This is a genomic window from Streptosporangium sp. NPDC053982, from assembly GCF_055585205.1.
This window is the reverse complement of sequence record NZ_JBVJKQ010000012.1, coordinates 304,661-322,335: the sequence shown is the minus strand read 5'-3', so window position 1 is coordinate 322,335 and position 17,675 is coordinate 304,661. Positions and strand designations below refer to the sequence as shown.

The window sequence follows — 17,675 nt, the reverse complement described above, 5'->3', positions numbered from 1 at the left end:
TCCCGGGAGCCCCGGGACGGGACCGGACGGCGGGACCGGACGGCGGGACCGGACGGCCCCTACTCCAGCACGGGGGCCGGGGTCTTGGCCTGCTCGGCCGGGCCGTCCTGCCCGGGAGCGCCGCGCAGCGGGATCTCCTTGATGAAGAAGGCCAGCACCGGCACCAGGACCGCGAAGAAGATCGCCCACCAGAAGACGCCGGCGATCGAGGAGGCCAGTGAATCCAGGAAGCCGAGGCGCACCTGGGCCGGGAGGTGGGCCAGGGTCGCGGCGTCGGCCCGCCCGCCGCCTCCGGCGAGCTTGGCGCCCTCCGCCCCGAACTTCTGGGTCAGGCTGTCGGACAGGTGGTGGTTGAAGATGGCACCGAACATGGAGACGCCGAACGAGCCGCCGATGGACCGGAAGAAGGTCGCGGCGCTGCTGGAGACGCCGAGGTCCTTCTGCTCCACGCTGTTCTGGGCGATCAGCATGGTGGTCTGCATGAGGAAGCCCATGCCGAGGCCGAGCACCGCGATGAACACGCCGGTCTGCCAGGTGGGGGTCTTCGCGTCCATCAGGGACAGCAGCCACATGGCGATCGCCATGATCACGCCGCCGATGACCGGGTAGATCTTGTACTTGCCGGTCTTGGTGATGGCCTGGCCGACGAACAGCGAGATCACCATGGACGAGGCCATCATGGGCAGCAGGAGCAGGCCGGAGTTGGTGGCCGTCGAACCCTGGACCGTCTGCTGGAACAGCGGCAGGAAGGTGATGGCGCCGAACATCGCGAAGCCGAGCAGGAAGCCGACCAGCGAGATGAGCGTGAAGTTGCGGTTGCGGAACAACTGGAGCGGCATGATCGGCTCGGCGGCGCGGCGCTCCACCGGGACGAACAGCACCAGCGTCACCAGGGCCGTCACGGCCAGGCCGATGATCTGCGGTGAGGTCCAGGCGTAGTCGTTGCCGCCCCAGGTGGTGATGAGGACCAGCGCGGTGATGCCGATGGACAGCAGGACCGCGCCGAGCCAGTCGATGCGGTGCTCGGTGCGGAGCTTGGGCAGTTTCAGCGTCACCGCCAGCAGCGCCAGGGCGACGAACCCGACGGGCAGGTTGACGTAGAAGGCCCAGCGCCAGTCGAGGTGGTCGGTGATGAAGCCGCCGACGAGCGGGCCGGCGATCATCGCCAGCGACATGACGCCGGCCATGATGCCCTGGTACTGGCCGCGCTCACGCGGCGGGACGAGGTCGCCGATGATGGCCATGGCGTTGACCATGAGACCGCCGCCGCCGAGGCCCTGGAGCGCGCGGAAGGCGATGAGCTGGGCCATGCCGTCCTGGGGGCCGCCCAGCAGGTCGGATCCGGCCATGCCGCACAGCACCGACCCGACCATGAAGATGACGATGGAGGCGATGAAGATGTTCTTCCTGCCGTACAGGTCGCCGATCTTCCCCCAGATGGGGGTCGAGACGGTCGTGCCGAGGACGTAGGCGGTGACCACCCACGACAGGTGCGACAGGCCCCCGAGCTCCCCCACGATGCGGGGCATCGCCGTACCGACGATCATGTTGTCGAGCATCGCGAGGATGATGGCGAGCATCAGCCCCGGTAAGACGACCATGACCTCGCGCCGCCGTCCTGGTACGACCGCGGTCTCCGTCATTTCTCCAGCCCCCTAAGGATCTTGCTTACTTGCCGTCCGGCTAGTGTCGGATATGATGGGAATGTAGGACGATCACTTACCGGCCGTCAAGTCAATTCCGCCGCAAAGGGAACCATGAGCGAACACGCCGACACCCGCACCCGCATCCAGGAGACGGCTCTTCGGCTCTTCACCGAGCAGGGCTACGAGGCCACCTCTCTCCGGGAGATCGCGGAGGCCCTCGGCGTGACCAAGGCGGCACTCTACTACCACTTCAAGAGCAAGGAAGAGATCATCACCAGTCTCGTGGAGGATCGGATCCGCACGCTGGAGGAGCTGATCGCCTGGGCCGGGAGGCAGCCGCGCACCGAGGAGAGCCGCCGCGAGCTGGTCCGCCGCTACTCCGCGGACCTGCACCGGGGCGGCCACCGGGAGATCATGCGGTTCTTCGAGCGCAACCAGACCGCGCTCAAGGGCCACCCGGTGATGAAGCAGATGCACGAGCGGATGTTCAGCCTGTTCGACTTCCTCGTCGAGCCGGACGACCCGCCCGCCGCCCGGCTGAAGCACGCGATGGCGCTGTTCGCCCTGCACGCGGCCTGGTTCGTCCTGCGGGACGAGGCGCTCTCCGACGACGAGCGCCGGGAGGCGGCGCTGGACGTCGCCCTCGACCTCGTCCGGCGCTGACCCCGGGCCGGAACCGCGCCCGGCACCGGGCCCGCGCCGGACCCGGAGCCTCGGCCGGGCTCGAAGCCTCGACCGGGCGCGGAGCCGATCCCGCCGCCCGCGCCTTCGAACGCGAGCCGTCACCCCCGCGGCGGCTCGCATGTATCCCCGCACCCGGGGCATGGGCCCCTTGAAGCCCAAGAAAGCACGTCAAAGGGGGGCATCATGCTCAGCAACAAGACGATCGCATTCCTCGTCGCCCCGGAGGGCATCGAGCAGGTCGAGCTCACCGAGCCGTGGAAGGCGATCGAGCAGGCGGGCGGCACGCCCAGGCTGATCTCCACCAAGGCGGGCGAGGTCCAGGCGTTCAACCACCTCGACAAGGCCGACACGTTCCCGGTCGACGGGACGGCCGGCGACGTACGGGCCGCCGACTTCGACGGGCTGGTGCTGCCGGGCGGCGTCGCCAACCCGGACTTCCTGCGGACGGTTCCGGAGGCCGTACGTTTCGTCAAGGAGTTCTTCGAGTCGGGCAAGCCGGTCGCGGCGATCTGCCACGCGCCCTGGACGATGATCGAGGCCGACGTGGTGCGCGGCCGTACGGTCACCTCCTGGCCCAGCCTCCAGACGGACCTGCGCAACGCGGGGGCCACCTGGGAGGACAAGGAGGTCGTCGTGTGCACCGGGGGGCCCAACACCCTGATCACCAGCCGCAAGCCCGACGACCTCAAGGCCTTCTGCCAGGCCGCGGTGGACGCCTTCTCCCGTTAGCGGTCGCCGGGGACGAGGGGCGGCGGGCCCCGGACACGGCCCGCCGCCCCTTTCCGGTTAAGGCACCGGAGTGAGGGCAGTGCACTGGAGAGTCATCTGTTGAAGGAGGAACCGTGGAGGCCACGATCTCGCTGCGCCTGCCGCGTGACGCCGCGAGCGTCCCGGTGATCAGGCAGCTTCTGGACGCCTCGCTCGGCGCCCTGGGGGTGGAGCCGCAGATCCGGGACGACATACAGCTCATGCTCTCGGAGGCGTGCTCCAACGTCATCCAGCACGCCGAGCCGAGCGACGACTACATGGTGAGCACCGAGCTGATCCGCGACAGGTGCGTCATCAAGGTGATCGACGCCGGGAACGGCTTCGACTCCTCCATGGCGCGCACCCCCTCCGCCACCTCCGAACACGGTCGCGGGCTGCTCATCATGCAGGCGCTGGCCGACGACATCAGGTTCGTCAACCGGCCGGAGCGGGGGTCGATCGTCCGCCTGGAGAAGATCCTCCACTTCGTGGACGACGCCCCCGGGCGCTCACTCCTGCTCAGCGAGGAGCTTGAGCTCGGAGAGGGAGTCCCGGAGGTAGTCGGTGACGAGCCACACGTCGGGGACCATCTCCCGGCAGGCGATCACGCCCACGTCAAGTGAGCCGTCGTAGGAGAAGACGGTGATGTTCAGGCCGCCGCTCACGTCGGTGACCACCGACACGGGGTGATAGGCGAGCAGCCGGACGCCGTCCACGTACAGCGGCAGCTGGGGGCCGGGGACGTTGGAGATCAGCACGTTGATCGGGCCCGCCGTACCGGCCAGCAGGTTGAAGGCCGCGCGGGCCGCCAGGCCGGTCAGCGCCGAGGGCATCATGTCGCTGACCTCCTGGATCCAGCGGGCCGGGGCGAGCGACGCACGGTCCTTGATCAGGGACATCGCGTCGTGCACGGCCGTCAGCCGCTCCACCGGGTCGGCGACCTGCGTGGCGAGTGTGGTGATCATCAGGGTGACCTGGTTGCCGTCGTCGCCGGCGTCGGGGACCTTCAGTGAGAACGGCACGCCGGCCACCAGCGGCTGGTCGGGCAGCGCGTCGTGTTTGATCAGCCACTGCCGCAGCGCCCCGGCGCAGACGGCCATCACCACGTCGTTCACCGTGACGCCGAAGGCGTTCTTGACCTGCTTGACGTCCGCCAGGGACAGGGCGGTGAAGGCGAACCTGCGGTGCGCGGTGATCCTCCCGCTGAACGGCGTGCGGGGCGCGATCAGGCGGGGCATGACCGGGGTGCCGGGTTCCCCGGTCAGGCGGCGGGCCAGATCGCGGGTGACACGGGAGATCGGGCGGGCCCCCGGCAACTGGGACAGTACGGGGATCTCGTCGAGGTGCGGGACCGCGTTGACGAGGAACCGCACGGTGTTCGCCGGGTTGAGGACGACGCCCGCCACTCCCCTGGTGATCATCTCCGCGGCGTCGACACCGCCGTCGGGCCCCGCCTCGGGCGCCGCCGGGACCTCGGCGGGCTCGGGTGAGGTGTCCAGGAGCGCGGCGAGGACGCCGGCACCGGTGACGCCGTCGATCGCGGCGTGGTGGACCTTCATGTACAGGGCCGTCCGGCCGCCCGCCAGGCCGTGGATCAGGTACATCTCCCACAGCGGGCGGCCGCGGTCCAGGGGGCGGGCGTGCAGCCGCGCGACCTGGTCACCGAGTTGTTCGTCGCCGCCCGGCGCGGGGAGCGCGATCTCACGCACGTGGTAGTCGAGGTCGACCCGGGTGTCGTCGGCCCAGTAGGGGCGGTCCAGGCCCAGCGGCACCGTGACGAGCCTGCGCCGGAACGGCGGGGCGAGGTGGAGCCGCCGGGCGAGCAGGGAGATCAGGTCGGCGCGGGTCAGCTCGCCCGCCAGCACGGCCAGCCCGGCGATGTTCGCGACGTTCGTCGGCGTCTCGAAGTTCAGGAACTGCGCGTCCACCGGGTTGAGCTGCCGCATCTCCTACCTCCCTGGTCCCCTGTCACCATCCTGCTCCCATACGGTCGCCAGGGCCAACACCGCGAGGCCGGCGAGCAGGACCACCGAGACGAACAGGAGCGCCAGCCAGACGAGCGCGAAGACGACCATGAGGGTGACGAAGTCGCTGATCAACTGCAGCACCCGCGGAACCGTGCCCCGATCCGCCCGGCGCCACACCGCGACGCGGCGGGCGGGCCGGGGCGGGAGAGGGAGTTCTCACCCGGAGGTTCCATGCCGGGCCCGGCCGGGCTCTGCCGGGGTCTGCCGGGCTCTGCGGGGGTCTGCGGGGGTCTGCGGGGGTCACGGCGCGGCCGGTACGGCCGGCGCATCCGGCTCCCGACAATCGGGAAAATTGATGTTATTGATCGATATACCTGAAAAGCGTCGCAAATATAGGAAGAATCTCTACTAAGGGATGGCGGTCCCCGGTGCCGCCGCAGCGCCGCAGCGCCTCACACGGTCGTCCTCCCGGCGGACCGCGGCGCGCCGCCGCGGCCGCCCCGCGAACCCGGACCGGCCCGCTCGACCCCCTGGGGCTCGCCCCTGGCGGGCCGGTCCGCCCTCCCCGCCGTGCGGCGCCGAGCCTCCTGCCCGGACGCGGGCGGGCCGACCGCGCCGCCCGTTCCGTCCCCGCCCGGTCTCCCGCTCGGGTGTGGGCGGGCCGACCGCGCCGCTCCCCTCGCGCGCGGCGCCGAGGTCAGCCGACCCAGACGGCCTTGAGGTTGCAGAACTCGCGGATGCCGTGCGCGGACAGCTCCCGGCCGTACCCGGAGTTCTTGACGCCACCGAAGGGCAGCTCCGGGTAGGAGGTGACCATGCCGTTGACGAAGACCGCCCCGGCCTCCAGGTCGGTGACGAAGCGCTCCTGCTCGGCGGGGTCGGCGGTCCAGGCGTTGGCGCCGAGACCGAAGTCGGTCACGTTGGCGAGCGCGATCGCCTCGTCGATGTCGGCGACCCGGTACAGCGCCGCCACCGGGCCGAACACCTCCTCGGAGAACATCCGCATCTCCGGGGTGACACCGGCGACGACCGTCGGCTGGTAGAACCAGCCCGGCCGGTCGGGGATGTAGCCCCCGCACAGCACCCGCGCCCCGCGCCCGACCGCGTCGGCCACCAGCATCTCCACGTCGTCGCGGCCCTGCTCGGTGGCGAGCGGCCCCACGTCGGTCCCCTCCTCCATCGGGTCACCGACCCGCAGGGCCTCCATCCGCGCCGTGAAGCGCTCGGCGAAGGCGTCGTAGACGTCGGCGTGCACGATGAACCGCTTGGCCGCGATGCAGGACTGGCCGTTGTTCTGCACCCGCGCGGTGATCGCGGTGGAGGCGGCGGCGTCGAGGTCGGCGGAGGGCATCACGACGTAGGGGTCGGAGCCGCCCAGCTCCAGGACGGTCTTCTTGACCTCCCCGCCGGCGACGGAGGCGACCGACCGGCCGGCCGGCTCGGAGCCGGTCAGGGTCGCCGCCACCACCCGCCGGTCCCGCAGCACCCGCTCGACCTGGTCGGAGCCGATCAGCAGGGTCTGGAAGCAGCCCCGGGGGAAGCCCGCCCGTGCGAACAGCTCCCCGAGGTAGAGCGCGGTCTGCGGCACGTTCGAGGCGTGCTTCAGCAGCCCCACGTTGCCCGCCATCAGCGCGGGCGCGGCGAAGCGGACCGCCTGCCACAGGGGGAAGTTCCAGGGCATCACCGCCAGGACGGGCCCGAGCGGCTGGTAGCGCGCGTACGCCCGCCGCGCCCCCACGGCCGGGGCGTCCGCCGGCTCGTCCGCCAGGAACTCCTCGGCGTGCTCGGCGTAGTAGCGCATCCCCTTGGCGCACTTGGCCACCTCGGCGCGGGCGGCGACGAGCGTCTTGCCCATCTCGGTGGTCATGAGCCGGGCCACGTCCTCCTGCTCCGATTCGAGGAGGTCGGCGGCGGCGCGCATCCACTCGGCCCGCTGCTTGAAACCGGTCGTCCGGTAGGTGGCGAACTCGGCGGCGGCGAGCGCGAGGCGTTCGTCCACCTCCTCGTCGCCGAGCGGGTCGAAGGTCTTCAAAGTCTCGCCCGTGGTCGGGTTGATCGTCGCGATCGGCATCGGTACCTCCTTTTCGGCCGCCGCCGCCCCGGGCGACGTCGGGCAGTCGGCGCTGCTGGGCGGGGAACTGGACAGGGAAGACCTATCCGCTCAGGACCGCGGGAAACAGGACGGCAGGGCCGGGGTCCGGCGATGTTTGGGAGCTCCGTAACGGGTACGGCCCCTTTCGTGACATCCCCGTTCCAGACGACCCGCGGCATCGCGCCGCGTTTTCCCTGACCGAGACGGACGTCTCGTGGATCTTCACACTGGAGGATGCAGATGAGCGCCGAACGTGGCAGCGCCAAGCACGGTCCGCAGATGGACGAGTACCAGAAGCACGAGAGCGAGGGCGCGATCCGCGGTGGCGGCCCCACCCACGCCGAGGAGTGGGCCGACCCGGAGGGCATCCGGGCCGCCGACGACGACGCCACGCCCAGGAGGTATCCGCCGGGGCACGAGCCGGGCGCCGCCGAGGGGATCAGCGCCGAGGGCGTGGACCAGCGCAGCGACATGGCCCGGTGGCTGACCGACGCCGAATGGCCGGCCGACCGCGACGCGCTGCTGGCGCACGCCGACGCCAAGGCGGCCCCCGGCGGGGTGGCCGCCGCCCTGCGGGCCCTGCCCGCCGGGGAGAAGTTCCACAACATCGGCGAGGTGGCCAGGGCCGCCGGTCTGGGCGGCGAGGAGCACCGCTTCTAGACGCCGGCCCGCCGCCCGCCCCGTGGACGGCCCGCACCCCACCGGTCGTGACGAGACGGCCGGCCGGGTGCGGGCCGTCCGCGTGTCCCGGGGTCCCGGGGTCCCGGAGTCCCGGAGTCCCGGTCATCGGCGCGGCCGGACCGCCGGAGGCCGGGACCCTCGGAGACGCCGGCCGCCGGAGACGCGGGCCGCCCGCGCGCCGTACCGCCCTTCCGGATCACGCCTTCCCGATCACGGACCGGACGCGGAGACCGGAGAGAGCGCTCTCCCATCCCTCTTGACCCGGCCGCCACCGGACGTCACGATCGGCGCAACGCCCCCGTGAGGGGGCGGGCGGCCCCCGCGTCTCGAGAACGGACTCCCCCATGGCCCGACGCTCCCCCCTCCTGCCGCGTCACAGGAGACGGTCATCGGCACTGATGGCCGCCCTCGCCCTGCTGGCCTCGGGGATGGCGGGGATCCCGGCGGCCGACGCGCGGGCCGGGCACGGCGGGGACCGGCCGGTGATCGGCCGGCCCGCCCTGGACGCCCGCGGCTGCGCCCGCACCGAGAAACGGCTGGAAACGCTCTCCGACTGGCCCCGGGTGGAGAGCCGGATCAAGCGGAACCCGGCCGACGAGAAACGCATCGCCAAGATCGTCGCCGGCATGACCCTGGCCGAGAAGGTCGGCCAGATGACCCAGCCGGAGATCGGCGCGATCACCCCCGCCGAGGTCCGCGAGTACGCCATCGGCTCGGTGCTCAACGGCGGCGGCTCGTGGCCGGGCCGCGACAAGCACGCCGCGCCGCGCGCCTGGCTCGACCTGGCCGACGCCTACTGGGCGGCGTCCACCGCCACCCGGACGAAGATCCCGGTCATCTGGGGCATCGACGCCGTCCACGGCAACAACAACGTCTACGGCGCGACGGTCTTCCCGCACAACATCGGCCTGGGCGCCGCGCACGATCCCTGCCTGGTCCGCGACATCGGCGCCGCCACGGCCGAGCAGATCCGGGCCACCGGCCAGGACTGGGCGTTCGCGCCCACGCTCGCCGTCGTCCGGGACGACCGGTGGGGCCGCACCTACGAGGGCTTCTCCGAGGATCCCAGGATCACCCGCGCCTACGGCTACGAGGCCGTCCGGGGCCTGCAGGGCAGGCACCCGCGCGGAATCGGCGCGGACGGCGTCATCGCGACCGCCAAGCACTTCATCGGCGACGGCGGAACCCTCAACGGCACCGACCAGGGGGTCAACCCCTCGTCCGAGGCCGAAATGATCAACATTCACGGGCAGGGCTACTACGGTGCGCTCGCGGCCGGCGCCCAGACCGTGATGGCGTCCTTCAACAGCTGGACCAACGCCGACCTCGGCATCGACGAGGGCAAGGTGCACGGCAGCAAGCGCCTCCTCACCGACGTCCTCAAGGCGAAGATGGGCTTCGACGGCGTCGTCGTCTCCGACTGGAACGGCATCGGCCAGGTCGCGGGCTGCACCAACTCCAGCTGCCCGCGGGCGATCAACGCGGGCCTCGACGTGGTGATGGTGCCCAACGACTGGAAGGCGTTCATCGCCACGACGGTCGGGCAGGTCGAGAGCGGCGAGATCCCGATGGCACGGATCGACGACGCGGTCACCCGCATCCTGCGGGTGAAGCTGCGCGCCGGCGTGCTCGACGCGCCCAAGCCGTCGCGGCGGGCCCACGCCGGGTCGGCCGCCGCGCTGGAGGCGCGCGAGCTGGCCCGCCGGGCGGTCCGCGAGTCGCAGGTCCTGCTCAAGAACAACGGCGGGCTGCTGCCCCTCCCGGCCCGCTCGAAGGTGCTCGTGGTCGGCAAGAGCGCCGACAGCCTGCCGAACCAGACCGGCGGCTGGAGCCTCACCTGGCAGGGCACCGGCAACGTCAACGCCGACTTCCCCGGCGGCACCACGATCCTCGGCGGCCTGCGCGAGGCGCTGGGCGCGGCGAACGTCACCTTCAGCGAGACCGGTGAGGACACCGACCCGTCGGCGTACGACGCGGTCGTCGCGGTGATCGGCGAGACGCCGTACGCCGAGGGCGTCGGCGACCTCGGGCGGCGCTCACTGGAGGCGGCCAGGCTGTACCCCGGCGACCTGGCCGTCCTCGACCGGGTCCGCGGCAGGGGCGCGCCCGTGGCCACCGTGTACGTGGGCGGGCGCCCCCTGTGGATGAACAAGGAGCTGAACCGCTCCGACGCCTTCGTCGCGGCCTGGCTGCCGGGCACCGAGGGCGGCGGCGTGGCGGACCTGCTCGTGCGGGGCCGCGGGCACGGCGCCGGCTACACCGGCACGCTGCCGTACTCCTGGCCGAAGAGCGCCTGCCAGACGCCGCTCAACGCCGGCGACAAGGACTACGACCCGCTCTTCCCGCTCGGGTACGGCCTGCGCGACGGGCGGTCCCGGACGATCGGGACGCTCGACGAGACCGTGCCGCCGTCCGGCTGCGGCACGAACGGGGGCGGCGGCCAGGCGACCGAGGACCTGGAGGTCTTCAACCGCGCGGACGTCGCGCCGTACCGGAGCTTCATCGGCTCCGGCGACAACTGGGGCGGCACCGAGATCGGCGAGGACGGCGAGGCGGCGCACTCGGTCATCGCCGTGACGCGCTCCGACGTCAACGTGCAGCAGGACGCCCTCAAGGTCACCTGGAACGGCGGCGGTCCGGCCCAGGTGTACATGCAGGACCCGGCGGGCGGCACGGACCTGCGGGGCTATCTCAACTCCGGCGGGGCACTGGTCTTCGACACCGTGGTCCACCAGGCCCCGGCCGCGCGGACGGTGATCAGTGTCCACTGCGGCTACCCGTGCCTGTCGGAGGTGGTCGCGACATCGCTGTTCCGCGGGCTCCCCGCCGGGAGCAAGGCGACGGTGAAGATCCCGATCTCGTGCTTCGCGGACGCCGGCCTCGACCTGGAGAAGGTCAACACGCCGTTCCTCGTCTACACCGAGGGCGCGTTCTCCGCGTCGTTCGCGAACGTCCGGTGGGTGCCGCACGCGGCCGAGGACGCCGACGCCGTGGCCTGCGGCGACCTCACCTAGCTCATCCGGCGGCCTCCGTCCGTCCGGCGGGCCCCGCGACGGGGCCCGCCGGACGGGAACGCATGGTCAGCGGCGCGCCCCGGAGGAGCGCAGCAGCCTGGTCACGAACGTGACCACCACGGCCACCAGGCCGATGATCAGCGCCCATTTGACCAGTCCGACGAGGAAGCCCAGGATCGAGCCGAGCAGGAAGAAGGCGAGCACCACGGCCGCCACGATCAGGAGGATTCGTCCCATGGCCACCACGCTACGCCGGGACACCGGCCCGTGGCGGGTCCGGAGGACGATGTCAGGGGCGAGCCAGGGTTTTCCCTCACCTCGTGATCCGTGATCGGGCCCGGCACCTCACCGGGTGGGGACGGACGGCCGTCCGGCGGCGTGGTGCCGCGGGCCCGGGACGTCTACCGGGTGAGGGCGAAGGCGACGGCGAGGGCCCCGGCGGCGCCGAGCACGACGGCCACCGCCGGGGGCGGCCCGCCGGGCAGGGCCACCAGCGCGGCGAGGGCCGCGCAGACGGCGGCCGAGGCGGCCAGCACTCCCCCGGTACGGCCGGCCCAGGCGACCAGCAGCGGCACCGGGAGCCGGGCGCGCACCGGCACGTGGGCCGCCAGGGCGGCCATGGCGTGGTGGACGTACAGCAGCGACCCGATGGCCGACGCCGTGAACGGTGACGGGTCCTCACCGTAGGCGAGGGTGGTCACCAGCCAGGTCCCCGCCGTCGTGGCCTCCAGCGCGAGCACCCACACCCCCTCCGGCTCGGCGGCGGCCAGCAGGCCCAGCAGGGCGGCGAACAGCGGCATCACGGCCCCGGCACGGTAGTCCGGCGGCATCGCCGTGAGCAGCGCCGCCGTCCCGCAGGCCCAGATCAGGAACCGCCAGACCAGGGAGGGCAGCGCGGCCGTCGCCGACCGGGGCGACGCGCCCGCCGCCCCGCGGTCCGGGCCTCCGGAGCGCGGTTCCGCCCGCCCGGACTCGGGACGCCCGGCGGGGCGCGGGGCGCTCATCGCCGCGCCGCCGCGATCCGGGCGACGTCCCGCAGGACCGCGTCCAGGCTGCCCGCGCCGCGCCAGGCCTCGACCGGGACCCCGGCCTCGCGCAGCCGGCCGACGGTGTTCTCGCGTTCCAGGCGCCAGAGCCGTTCGGCGACGTCCGACCATTCGCCGGTGACCCGGCGCCGCAGCCCGGGCGGCAGGGTGTCCACCGCGACCAGGGGACGGCGGGCGCGGGCCAGCGCGGCCAGGGCGGCGGCGCTGCGGGAGTCCAGGAGCGGGGTCAGCATGACGACCAGGGCGTTCGGCGGCAGCCCGGCCACCGGCGGCCGGTCATCGGACGCCTCCCGCCCCTCGGGCATGGGCCTGGTCTCGGCCAGCCAGGCGAGCTGGGCCAGGTGGTGGCGCCGTCCGGTGCCGGGGCGCAGCCGCCGCATCCGGGGGCCGAACTCCATCAGCCAGACCCGGTCGCCCTGCCGTACGTGGTGCTCGGCGATCGCGGCGGCGGCCCGGACCGCGGTGTCCAGCACGCTCGGCACGCCGTCCTCGCCGCCCGCCTCGTGCAGGACGTCCAGCAGCAGCACGATCTCGGCGTCGCGCTCCGGCCGGGTGGCGCCGACGTACGGCTCGCCGGTCCGCAAGGTCGTCCGCCAGTCGATGCGGCGCGGCCGGTCGCCGGGCCCGTAGGGGCGCACCCCGGCCAGTTCCCCGCCCTCGCCGAAGCGGTGGGAGCGGTGCACGCCCGACATCCCGCCGGGGCGGGGCACGGAGGCGCGCGAGGTGAACGGCCCGGCCAGCGGCAGGACCCGCACTCCGGGCGCGGACAGGGTCAGTGCGGGGAACGCCAGCAGGCCGTCGCGGGCGATCACGCGGACCCGCACCGGCCCCAGGGGGTGGACGCCCCAGCGGTGCGCCGTACCGGTGAGCTCCACCGCGGCGGGCGGCGCCGCGACGTGGTGGCCCGCCGTCAGGCCCAGCGCGGGGGAGGCGGCGGCGCCGACCACGCACAGCGTCGCCTCTTCGGCCTCCACGACGACCGCGGCCTCGACGGCGTCGCCCTCGACCGCGTCGGCGACGCCTCCGGTGACGTCGGTGCCGGCCAGGCGCAGGCTGGCGCGCGGCGGGTGAGCGGGGCGGGCGCGCAGCGTCCAGACGGTGCCCAGGGCGAACGGAACGGCCATGGCCAGCAGGTCCGGGCGGCCGAGCCCGACCGCGAGCAGGCACAGGCCGCAGCCGAACACGGCGGCGCGGCGCAGCGCGGCGGTGGGCGCCCAGCCGGGAGCCGGTTCGGGGGTCCGGCGGGCGTCGTCCCGTACGGCGCCGGCCCGCACGTCGGCCGATCCCGGGGGCGACCCGGACATCGGGCCGGGAGCGGGTACGGAGACCGGGCCGGGGGCCGGTTCGGGGGTGCGGCGGCGTAGCCGCATCACGTGCCGCCGGTGTAGGCGGGCAGCTGCTCCGACAGCGGGACCGGGACGCGGGCGCAGATCTCCTCGATGACCGAGACCGGGTCGACGCGGCGCAGCCAGGTCTCCGGGCGCAGCCCGATCCGGTGGGACAGCGCGGCCGGGGCGACGCGCTTGACGTCCTCGGGGACCACGTAGTCGCGGCCGTCGAGCACCGCGCGGGCGCGGGCGGTCAGCAGCAGGGCGAGCGAGCCGCGCGGGGACGCGCCGACCTGGATCTGGGGGTGTTCGCGGGTCGCGGCGACCAGCGCGACCATGTACCGGCCCACCGAGTCCTCCACGGCGACGTCCTCCAGCGCCCGCTGCATCTCGCCGAGCGTCCCGGCGTCCACGACGGGCTCCAGTACGGTCTCCTCCGTGCGGCGGGTCATCCGCCGCCCCAGCATCGTCCACTCCTCCTCCGGGGAGGGGTAGCCGAAGGACACCCGCAGCAGGAACCGGTCGAGCTGGGCCTCCGGCAGCGGATAGGTGCCCTCGTACTCGATCGGGTTGGCGGTGGCCAGGACGTGGAACGGCGTCCGCAGCGGGTGGGTGACGCCCTCGACGCTGACCTGCCGCTCCTGCATGGCCTCCAGCAGCGCCGCCTGGGTCTTGGGCGGGGTGCGGTTGATCTCGTCGGCCAGCAGCAGCTGGGTGAAGACCGGGCCTGGACGGAAGACGAAGTCGCCCTCGCGCTGGTTGTACAGGAACGACCCGGTCACGTCGGCGGGCAGCAGGTCGGGGGTGAACTGCAGGCGGGTGAACCCGAGGCCCAGGGTCTGGGCGAAGCAACGGGCGGTGAGGGTCTTGGCCAGGCCGGGGAAGTCCTCGATCAGCACGTGGCCGCCCGCCAGGATCCCGGCGAGCACCAGCTCCAGGGCGTCGCGTTTGCCGACCACGACGGTGCCGACCCTGTCGAGCACCTCACGGGCGCGCGCGCCGACGTCGGCGAGCTCCATTCAGATCTCCTCGATGCGCGTGAGCAGGCGGGCCAGCTCGGCGCGGGTCGGGACCGCCGTCACGGGGGCGGTGATCAGTTCGTACAGGTCGGGGCCGAGGATCTCCGCGGCGCGGCCGGGGCCCGCCGGGCCGTGGCGGCGGCGGAGCCGTTCGGCGGCGATCTCGGCCAGGCGCGGCTGGACCAGCGTGCGGAACCGCTGCGGGTCGTCCCGGGTGGAGGCGAGCCGGTGCTCCCACCAGCGGGCCTCGGCGAACGCCCGGTCGGACACCTCGACGCCACCGGCCGCCGGGGGCGGCGGGGGCGGTTCGGGGGGCGGCGCCGGGATCCGGCGGACGATCAGGGCGATCGACGCGACGGCGGCGGCCAGCACGCCGAGATGCCACAGCAGGGCCGTCACGTCGGCGGCTCCGCGTCCGGCGCGGCGCCCGGCACGCCGGGGCGCCACCGCGGAGCCGTCACGGCACCGGCTCCGTGCCCGCCCCGGTGACGGCCGGGGTGTCGCGGCGGGGCCGTCACGACGCCAGCTCCGCGTCCACCTCGGCCAGCGCCGCCCGCGCCTCGGCGCGCAGCGAGACGGTCACCTCGTGCGGGGCGTAGCGGGCCCGGCGGTAGGCCGCGGCGAGGCGGTCCAGCGCCGGCCCGCCGACCCGGTGCCCGGCCAGCAGCCGCGCGACCAGTTCGGCGGGGGTGTCGGCGGCCATGCGGGGGGTGCCCGCGCCGGCGGCGGCGTGCTCCAGACGCAGCCAGCAGGCGATCACCGCGCGGCGCGGGTCGCCGCCCGCGTCCAGGTCGGCCAGGCCGGCCCGGAGCGCGGCCCGGATCTCGCCGCCGGTGGCGGCCGGCGGCTCCTCCCGGTCCTGGGCGGCCTTCGGCGAGCCGTACTCCAGGCGGTTGAGCGCCCGGAGGAAGGAGACCAGCAGGACGGCGGCGAACGCGGCGCCGAGCACCACCAGCGTCCAGAACGGGATCCCGTTCAGCGTGCCCTCCACGATGAACTGCGGCTCGGCGCCGCCGGGATCCGGATCGGCGCTCTCGGCGGCCGGGTGGGGCGCGAAGGACCGCAGATGGAACGCGGCGACGGGCCGGACCGCGTTCGCCGCGACCCCGGCGGCGAACAGGCCCAGCGCCACCAGGGCGAAGGACGCCCGGCCCGGCCACCACGGCCGCCCGGACCGCCGCGCCCCCATAAGCCGTGGGAGCCGTGGGAGCCGCCGCCCGGGAACGGTCTCCCGGGCGGCGGTCCCTGCGGGACCGGTGTCCGTCGTGCGCGGACGGGTCACAGCGCGGAGCGGCCGCCGACCAGGGGCAGCTTCACCGAGCTCGCGCCGGGGTCGACCGAGACGGTCGTCCCGGCGGGCAGGCGGAGGGTGAAGTCGTGGTCGGTGGAGATGAGCACGACGCCGATCCGGTGCCCGGCCTTGACGATGTAGTCGTTGGGCTGGAGGTTCAGGTCGAAGTCGTAGAAGCGGCCCTCGCGCAGCGGCTCGGTCCGCGCGGCCGAGTGGCGGTTGCGGACGTCGAGCCACCCCCTGGTGATGATCTTGTAGGGGGCGGTCTCCGGGACGTGCCGGGCCAGGCGGGCGCAGCCGGTGTCGCCGGGCACGCCCTGGCCGTAGCAGACCGGGGTCGCGTCGTAGGCGAGGCGGCCGTAGGCGCGGGTGTCGGTGCCGTAGTCCACGAGCAGCGCCGTCAGGTACGGCGAGCGCCCCTTGGCGTAGGCGGCCCTGACCGACACCGCCGGGGTGCCGGAGATCCGGACGTCCTTGCCCAGGGCGGGCGACAGGTAGGCCAGGCGGTTGGGATCGGTGGCGGTGACGTCCGCGGCGAGCTGCTCGGCGGTGCGGACGTTCTGGTCGGTGAACGACTCGATCGCGTGGCCGCGCCGCCCCTCGGCGCCCAGGGCCCCGTTGCCTCCGTCCTGCCCGGCCTTCCCGGCGGACAGGCGCAGCGTCACGTCGCGGGTGCCGGGCAGCGGCCAGGAGGCGTACCGCCCCCACTGGCCGGGGCCGGACTCCACGTCGGCCTGCGGCTCGTCCATGATGCCGTTGCGCAGGCCGTACAGGTTGAAGTCGAACCAGCGGTGCAGCTGGCGCAGCCACTCGGCGTTGCGGTCGGCGAAGGAGAAGGGGTTGAAGTGCGCGCCCTGGTGCAGCCAGATCTTGCGCGGCACGCCCCGCTTGGCCAGGGCGTCCCACCACTGGACCCCCTGGGAGGTCTTGACGTTCCAGTCGTTGAGGCCGTGGACGAGGAAGACGCTGGCGCGGACCCTGTTCACGTCGCGGAGGTAGTCGCGGGCGGCCCAGAAGGCCGTGTAGTCGCCGGTGACGCGGTCCTGGTCGCGTTCGATCGCGTCCATCAGCCGGCCGCACGCCTCCTGGCCGTTCTCCCGGGTGAGGACGTAGCGGGCGAGCACGTCGGCGTCCTCGCCCTGGAAGCCGCCGGGGGCGACCACGCCGCCGCCGGAGCGGTAGTAGTCGTACCAGGACGAGATCCCGGCGATCGGCACGATCGTCTTGAGGCCCTGGACGCCGGTGGCGGCCACGGCGTTGGGCAGGGTTCCGTTGTAGGAGACGCCGATCATGCCGACGTTCCCGGTCGACCAGTCGGCCCTGACCTCGGCTCCGGCGGCGTCGAAGCCGCGGGCGCGGCCGTTGAGCCAGTCGATGGCGGCCTTGGGGCCGGCGGTCTCGTTGGCCAGGCCGGTCGTCGGGCAGCCGGTCGCGCGGCCCGAGCCGAGGTTCTCCACCAGCGCGACGGCGTAGCCGCGGGGGACGAAGTAGTTGTCGTAGTAGCCGGGGAAGGGCGGCTGGTCGGCGCGGGCGACGCCCCGCTCCTCGTCGAGGCCGAACATCTCGTCGCGCAGCTCGTCGAACTTGTTGCGCCGGTAGTCCATGCCCGCCGGGTCGGAGCCGTCGAGGTCGACGACGTGGTTGGGCACGTCGTTGCCGCCGGCGTAGTAGGGGCTGGCCTCCATGATGACCGGGACCTTCAGCCCGGACTCGGTCTCCCTGGGCCGCATGATGTCGACGGCGACCCGGTCGGGCCGGCCGTCCGCGTCGCTGTCCGTGCCGGCGACCTCGACGAACACGGTCTGGGTCACGGCGTCGGCGCGCGAGTACACCGGCTGGGTCTCGTTGTTCTGGATCGGCGCGGCCGCGGATCGCGCGGCCGCCGCGGGCAGCGCGCCGGAGGGTACGGCCACCGCCAGGGCGATCAGGACGGTCTTCCATCTGTGCATGGAGGGAGACTCCCGGGGGGTGTGGAATCACATGACTCCGGTCAATCTCCTTCAGAGGTATCCATATGCGCAAGATCGGGGATATAACAAATCACGGTCCGGCGCGGACCGGGCACGGCGAGAACCGGCCGCGACCCGAACCGGGGTCTCCGCGGACCCGGACCGCCGCAGACTCGACCGCAGAGGCCCGGGACGGCACGGAAGCGGGACG

Annotated in this window: 16 protein-coding genes; 5 read left to right on the top strand and 11 right to left on the bottom strand. The window is 73.4% G+C overall.

The genetic code is table 11. The annotated features are described in order from the left end of the window. Window positions 1–59: 59 nt before the first annotated feature. Window positions 60–1,643, bottom strand: a complete 1,584-nt coding sequence (locus ACZ6W9_RS23830; RefSeq protein WP_470119686.1) for an MDR family MFS transporter — start codon at window positions 1,641–1,643, stop codon at window positions 60–62. Window positions 1,644–1,757: 114 nt separating this feature from the next. Here ACZ6W9_RS23830 and ACZ6W9_RS23825 point away from each other — a divergent pair, with 114 nt between their 5' ends. The 3 genes from ACZ6W9_RS23825 to ACZ6W9_RS23815 all read left to right on the top strand — a co-directional run bounded on the left by ACZ6W9_RS23825 (window position 1,758) and on the right by ACZ6W9_RS23815 (window position 3,700). Further along, on the top strand, window positions 1,758–2,309 hold the full coding sequence (locus ACZ6W9_RS23825; RefSeq protein WP_389963619.1) for a TetR/AcrR family transcriptional regulator: 552 nt from the start codon (window positions 1,758–1,760) through the stop codon (window positions 2,307–2,309). 204 nt (window positions 2,310–2,513) lie between these two features. Then, the gene (locus ACZ6W9_RS23820; protein WP_470119684.1) at window positions 2,514–3,059 is read left to right on the top strand and encodes a type 1 glutamine amidotransferase domain-containing protein; all 546 of its coding nucleotides are present in this window, start codon (window positions 2,514–2,516) and stop codon (window positions 3,057–3,059) included. A gap of 113 nt (window positions 3,060–3,172) precedes the next feature. Then, the gene (locus tag ACZ6W9_RS23815) at window positions 3,173–3,700 is read left to right on the top strand and encodes an ATP-binding protein (protein WP_362946611.1); all 528 of its coding nucleotides are present in this window, start codon (window positions 3,173–3,175) and stop codon (window positions 3,698–3,700) included. Here the strand turns inward: ACZ6W9_RS23815 and ACZ6W9_RS23810 are convergent. The 3 genes from ACZ6W9_RS23810 to ACZ6W9_RS23800 form a co-directional block, all read right to left on the bottom strand. Then, the gene (locus tag ACZ6W9_RS23810) at window positions 3,587–5,023 is read right to left on the bottom strand and encodes a WS/DGAT/MGAT family O-acyltransferase (protein ID WP_389963624.1); all 1,437 of its coding nucleotides are present in this window, start codon (window positions 5,021–5,023) and stop codon (window positions 3,587–3,589) included. The genes ACZ6W9_RS23815 and ACZ6W9_RS23810 overlap by 114 nt on opposite strands. 3 nt (window positions 5,024–5,026) lie before the next feature. Beyond that, window positions 5,027–5,185: a hypothetical protein gene (locus ACZ6W9_RS23805; protein ID WP_362946606.1), complete on the bottom strand. Its 159-nt coding sequence runs from the start codon at window positions 5,183–5,185 to the stop codon at window positions 5,027–5,029. Window positions 5,186–5,741: 556 nt separating this feature from the next. Beyond that, window positions 5,742–7,115: an NADP-dependent succinic semialdehyde dehydrogenase gene (locus ACZ6W9_RS23800; protein WP_389963628.1), complete on the bottom strand. Its 1,374-nt coding sequence runs from the start codon at window positions 7,113–7,115 to the stop codon at window positions 5,742–5,744. Between the two features lie 261 nt (window positions 7,116–7,376). Between ACZ6W9_RS23800 and ACZ6W9_RS23795 the strand changes: the two genes are divergently transcribed. Both ACZ6W9_RS23795 and ACZ6W9_RS23790 read left to right on the top strand, forming a co-directional pair. Continuing rightward, on the top strand, window positions 7,377–7,796 hold the full coding sequence (locus ACZ6W9_RS23795; RefSeq protein ID WP_389963631.1) for a DUF2795 domain-containing protein: 420 nt from the start codon (window positions 7,377–7,379) through the stop codon (window positions 7,794–7,796). 419 nt (window positions 7,797–8,215) lie between these two features. Next, entirely contained in the window at window positions 8,216–10,831 is a 2,616-nt protein-coding gene (locus tag ACZ6W9_RS23790) for a glycoside hydrolase family 3 N-terminal domain-containing protein (protein ID WP_470119681.1), read from the top strand. Between the two features lie 66 nt (window positions 10,832–10,897). Here ACZ6W9_RS23790 and ACZ6W9_RS23785 read toward each other — a convergent pair whose 3' ends face one another. The 7 genes from ACZ6W9_RS23785 to ACZ6W9_RS23755 form a co-directional block, all read right to left on the bottom strand. Continuing rightward, window positions 10,898–11,068 carry a hypothetical protein gene (locus ACZ6W9_RS23785; protein WP_179817711.1) on the bottom strand — a complete coding sequence of 57 codons (171 nt, stop codon included), beginning with the start codon at window positions 11,066–11,068 and terminating at the stop codon, window positions 10,898–10,900. A 164-nt stretch (window positions 11,069–11,232) separates the two neighbouring features. Beyond that, a complete protein-coding gene (locus tag ACZ6W9_RS23780) occupies window positions 11,233–11,835 on the bottom strand; it encodes a hypothetical protein (protein ID WP_470119679.1) in 603 nt (200 codons plus the stop codon). Further along, window positions 11,832–13,247, bottom strand: a complete 1,416-nt coding sequence (locus tag ACZ6W9_RS23775) for a DUF58 domain-containing protein (RefSeq protein WP_470119706.1) — start codon at window positions 13,245–13,247, stop codon at window positions 11,832–11,834. Before ACZ6W9_RS23775 ends, ACZ6W9_RS23780 begins: the two co-directional genes overlap by 4 nt. Next, the gene (locus ACZ6W9_RS23770) at window positions 13,247–14,224 is read right to left on the bottom strand and encodes an AAA family ATPase (protein ID WP_470119678.1); all 978 of its coding nucleotides are present in this window, start codon (window positions 14,222–14,224) and stop codon (window positions 13,247–13,249) included. The genes ACZ6W9_RS23775 and ACZ6W9_RS23770 overlap by 1 nt, the downstream gene beginning before the upstream one ends. Next, on the bottom strand, window positions 14,225–14,623 hold the full coding sequence (locus tag ACZ6W9_RS23765) for a hypothetical protein (RefSeq protein WP_389963642.1): 399 nt from the start codon (window positions 14,621–14,623) through the stop codon (window positions 14,225–14,227). It lies immediately after the preceding gene. A gap of 115 nt (window positions 14,624–14,738) precedes the next feature. After that, on the bottom strand, window positions 14,739–15,413 hold the full coding sequence (locus tag ACZ6W9_RS23760; RefSeq protein WP_470119676.1) for a DUF4129 domain-containing protein: 675 nt from the start codon (window positions 15,411–15,413) through the stop codon (window positions 14,739–14,741). 89 nt (window positions 15,414–15,502) lie between these two features. Continuing rightward, window positions 15,503–17,464 (bottom strand): Xaa-Pro dipeptidyl-peptidase, encoded by a 1,962-nt coding sequence (locus ACZ6W9_RS23755; protein ID WP_470119674.1) that lies wholly within the window; start codon window positions 17,462–17,464, stop codon window positions 15,503–15,505. Window positions 17,465–17,675: the final 211 nt, after the last annotated feature.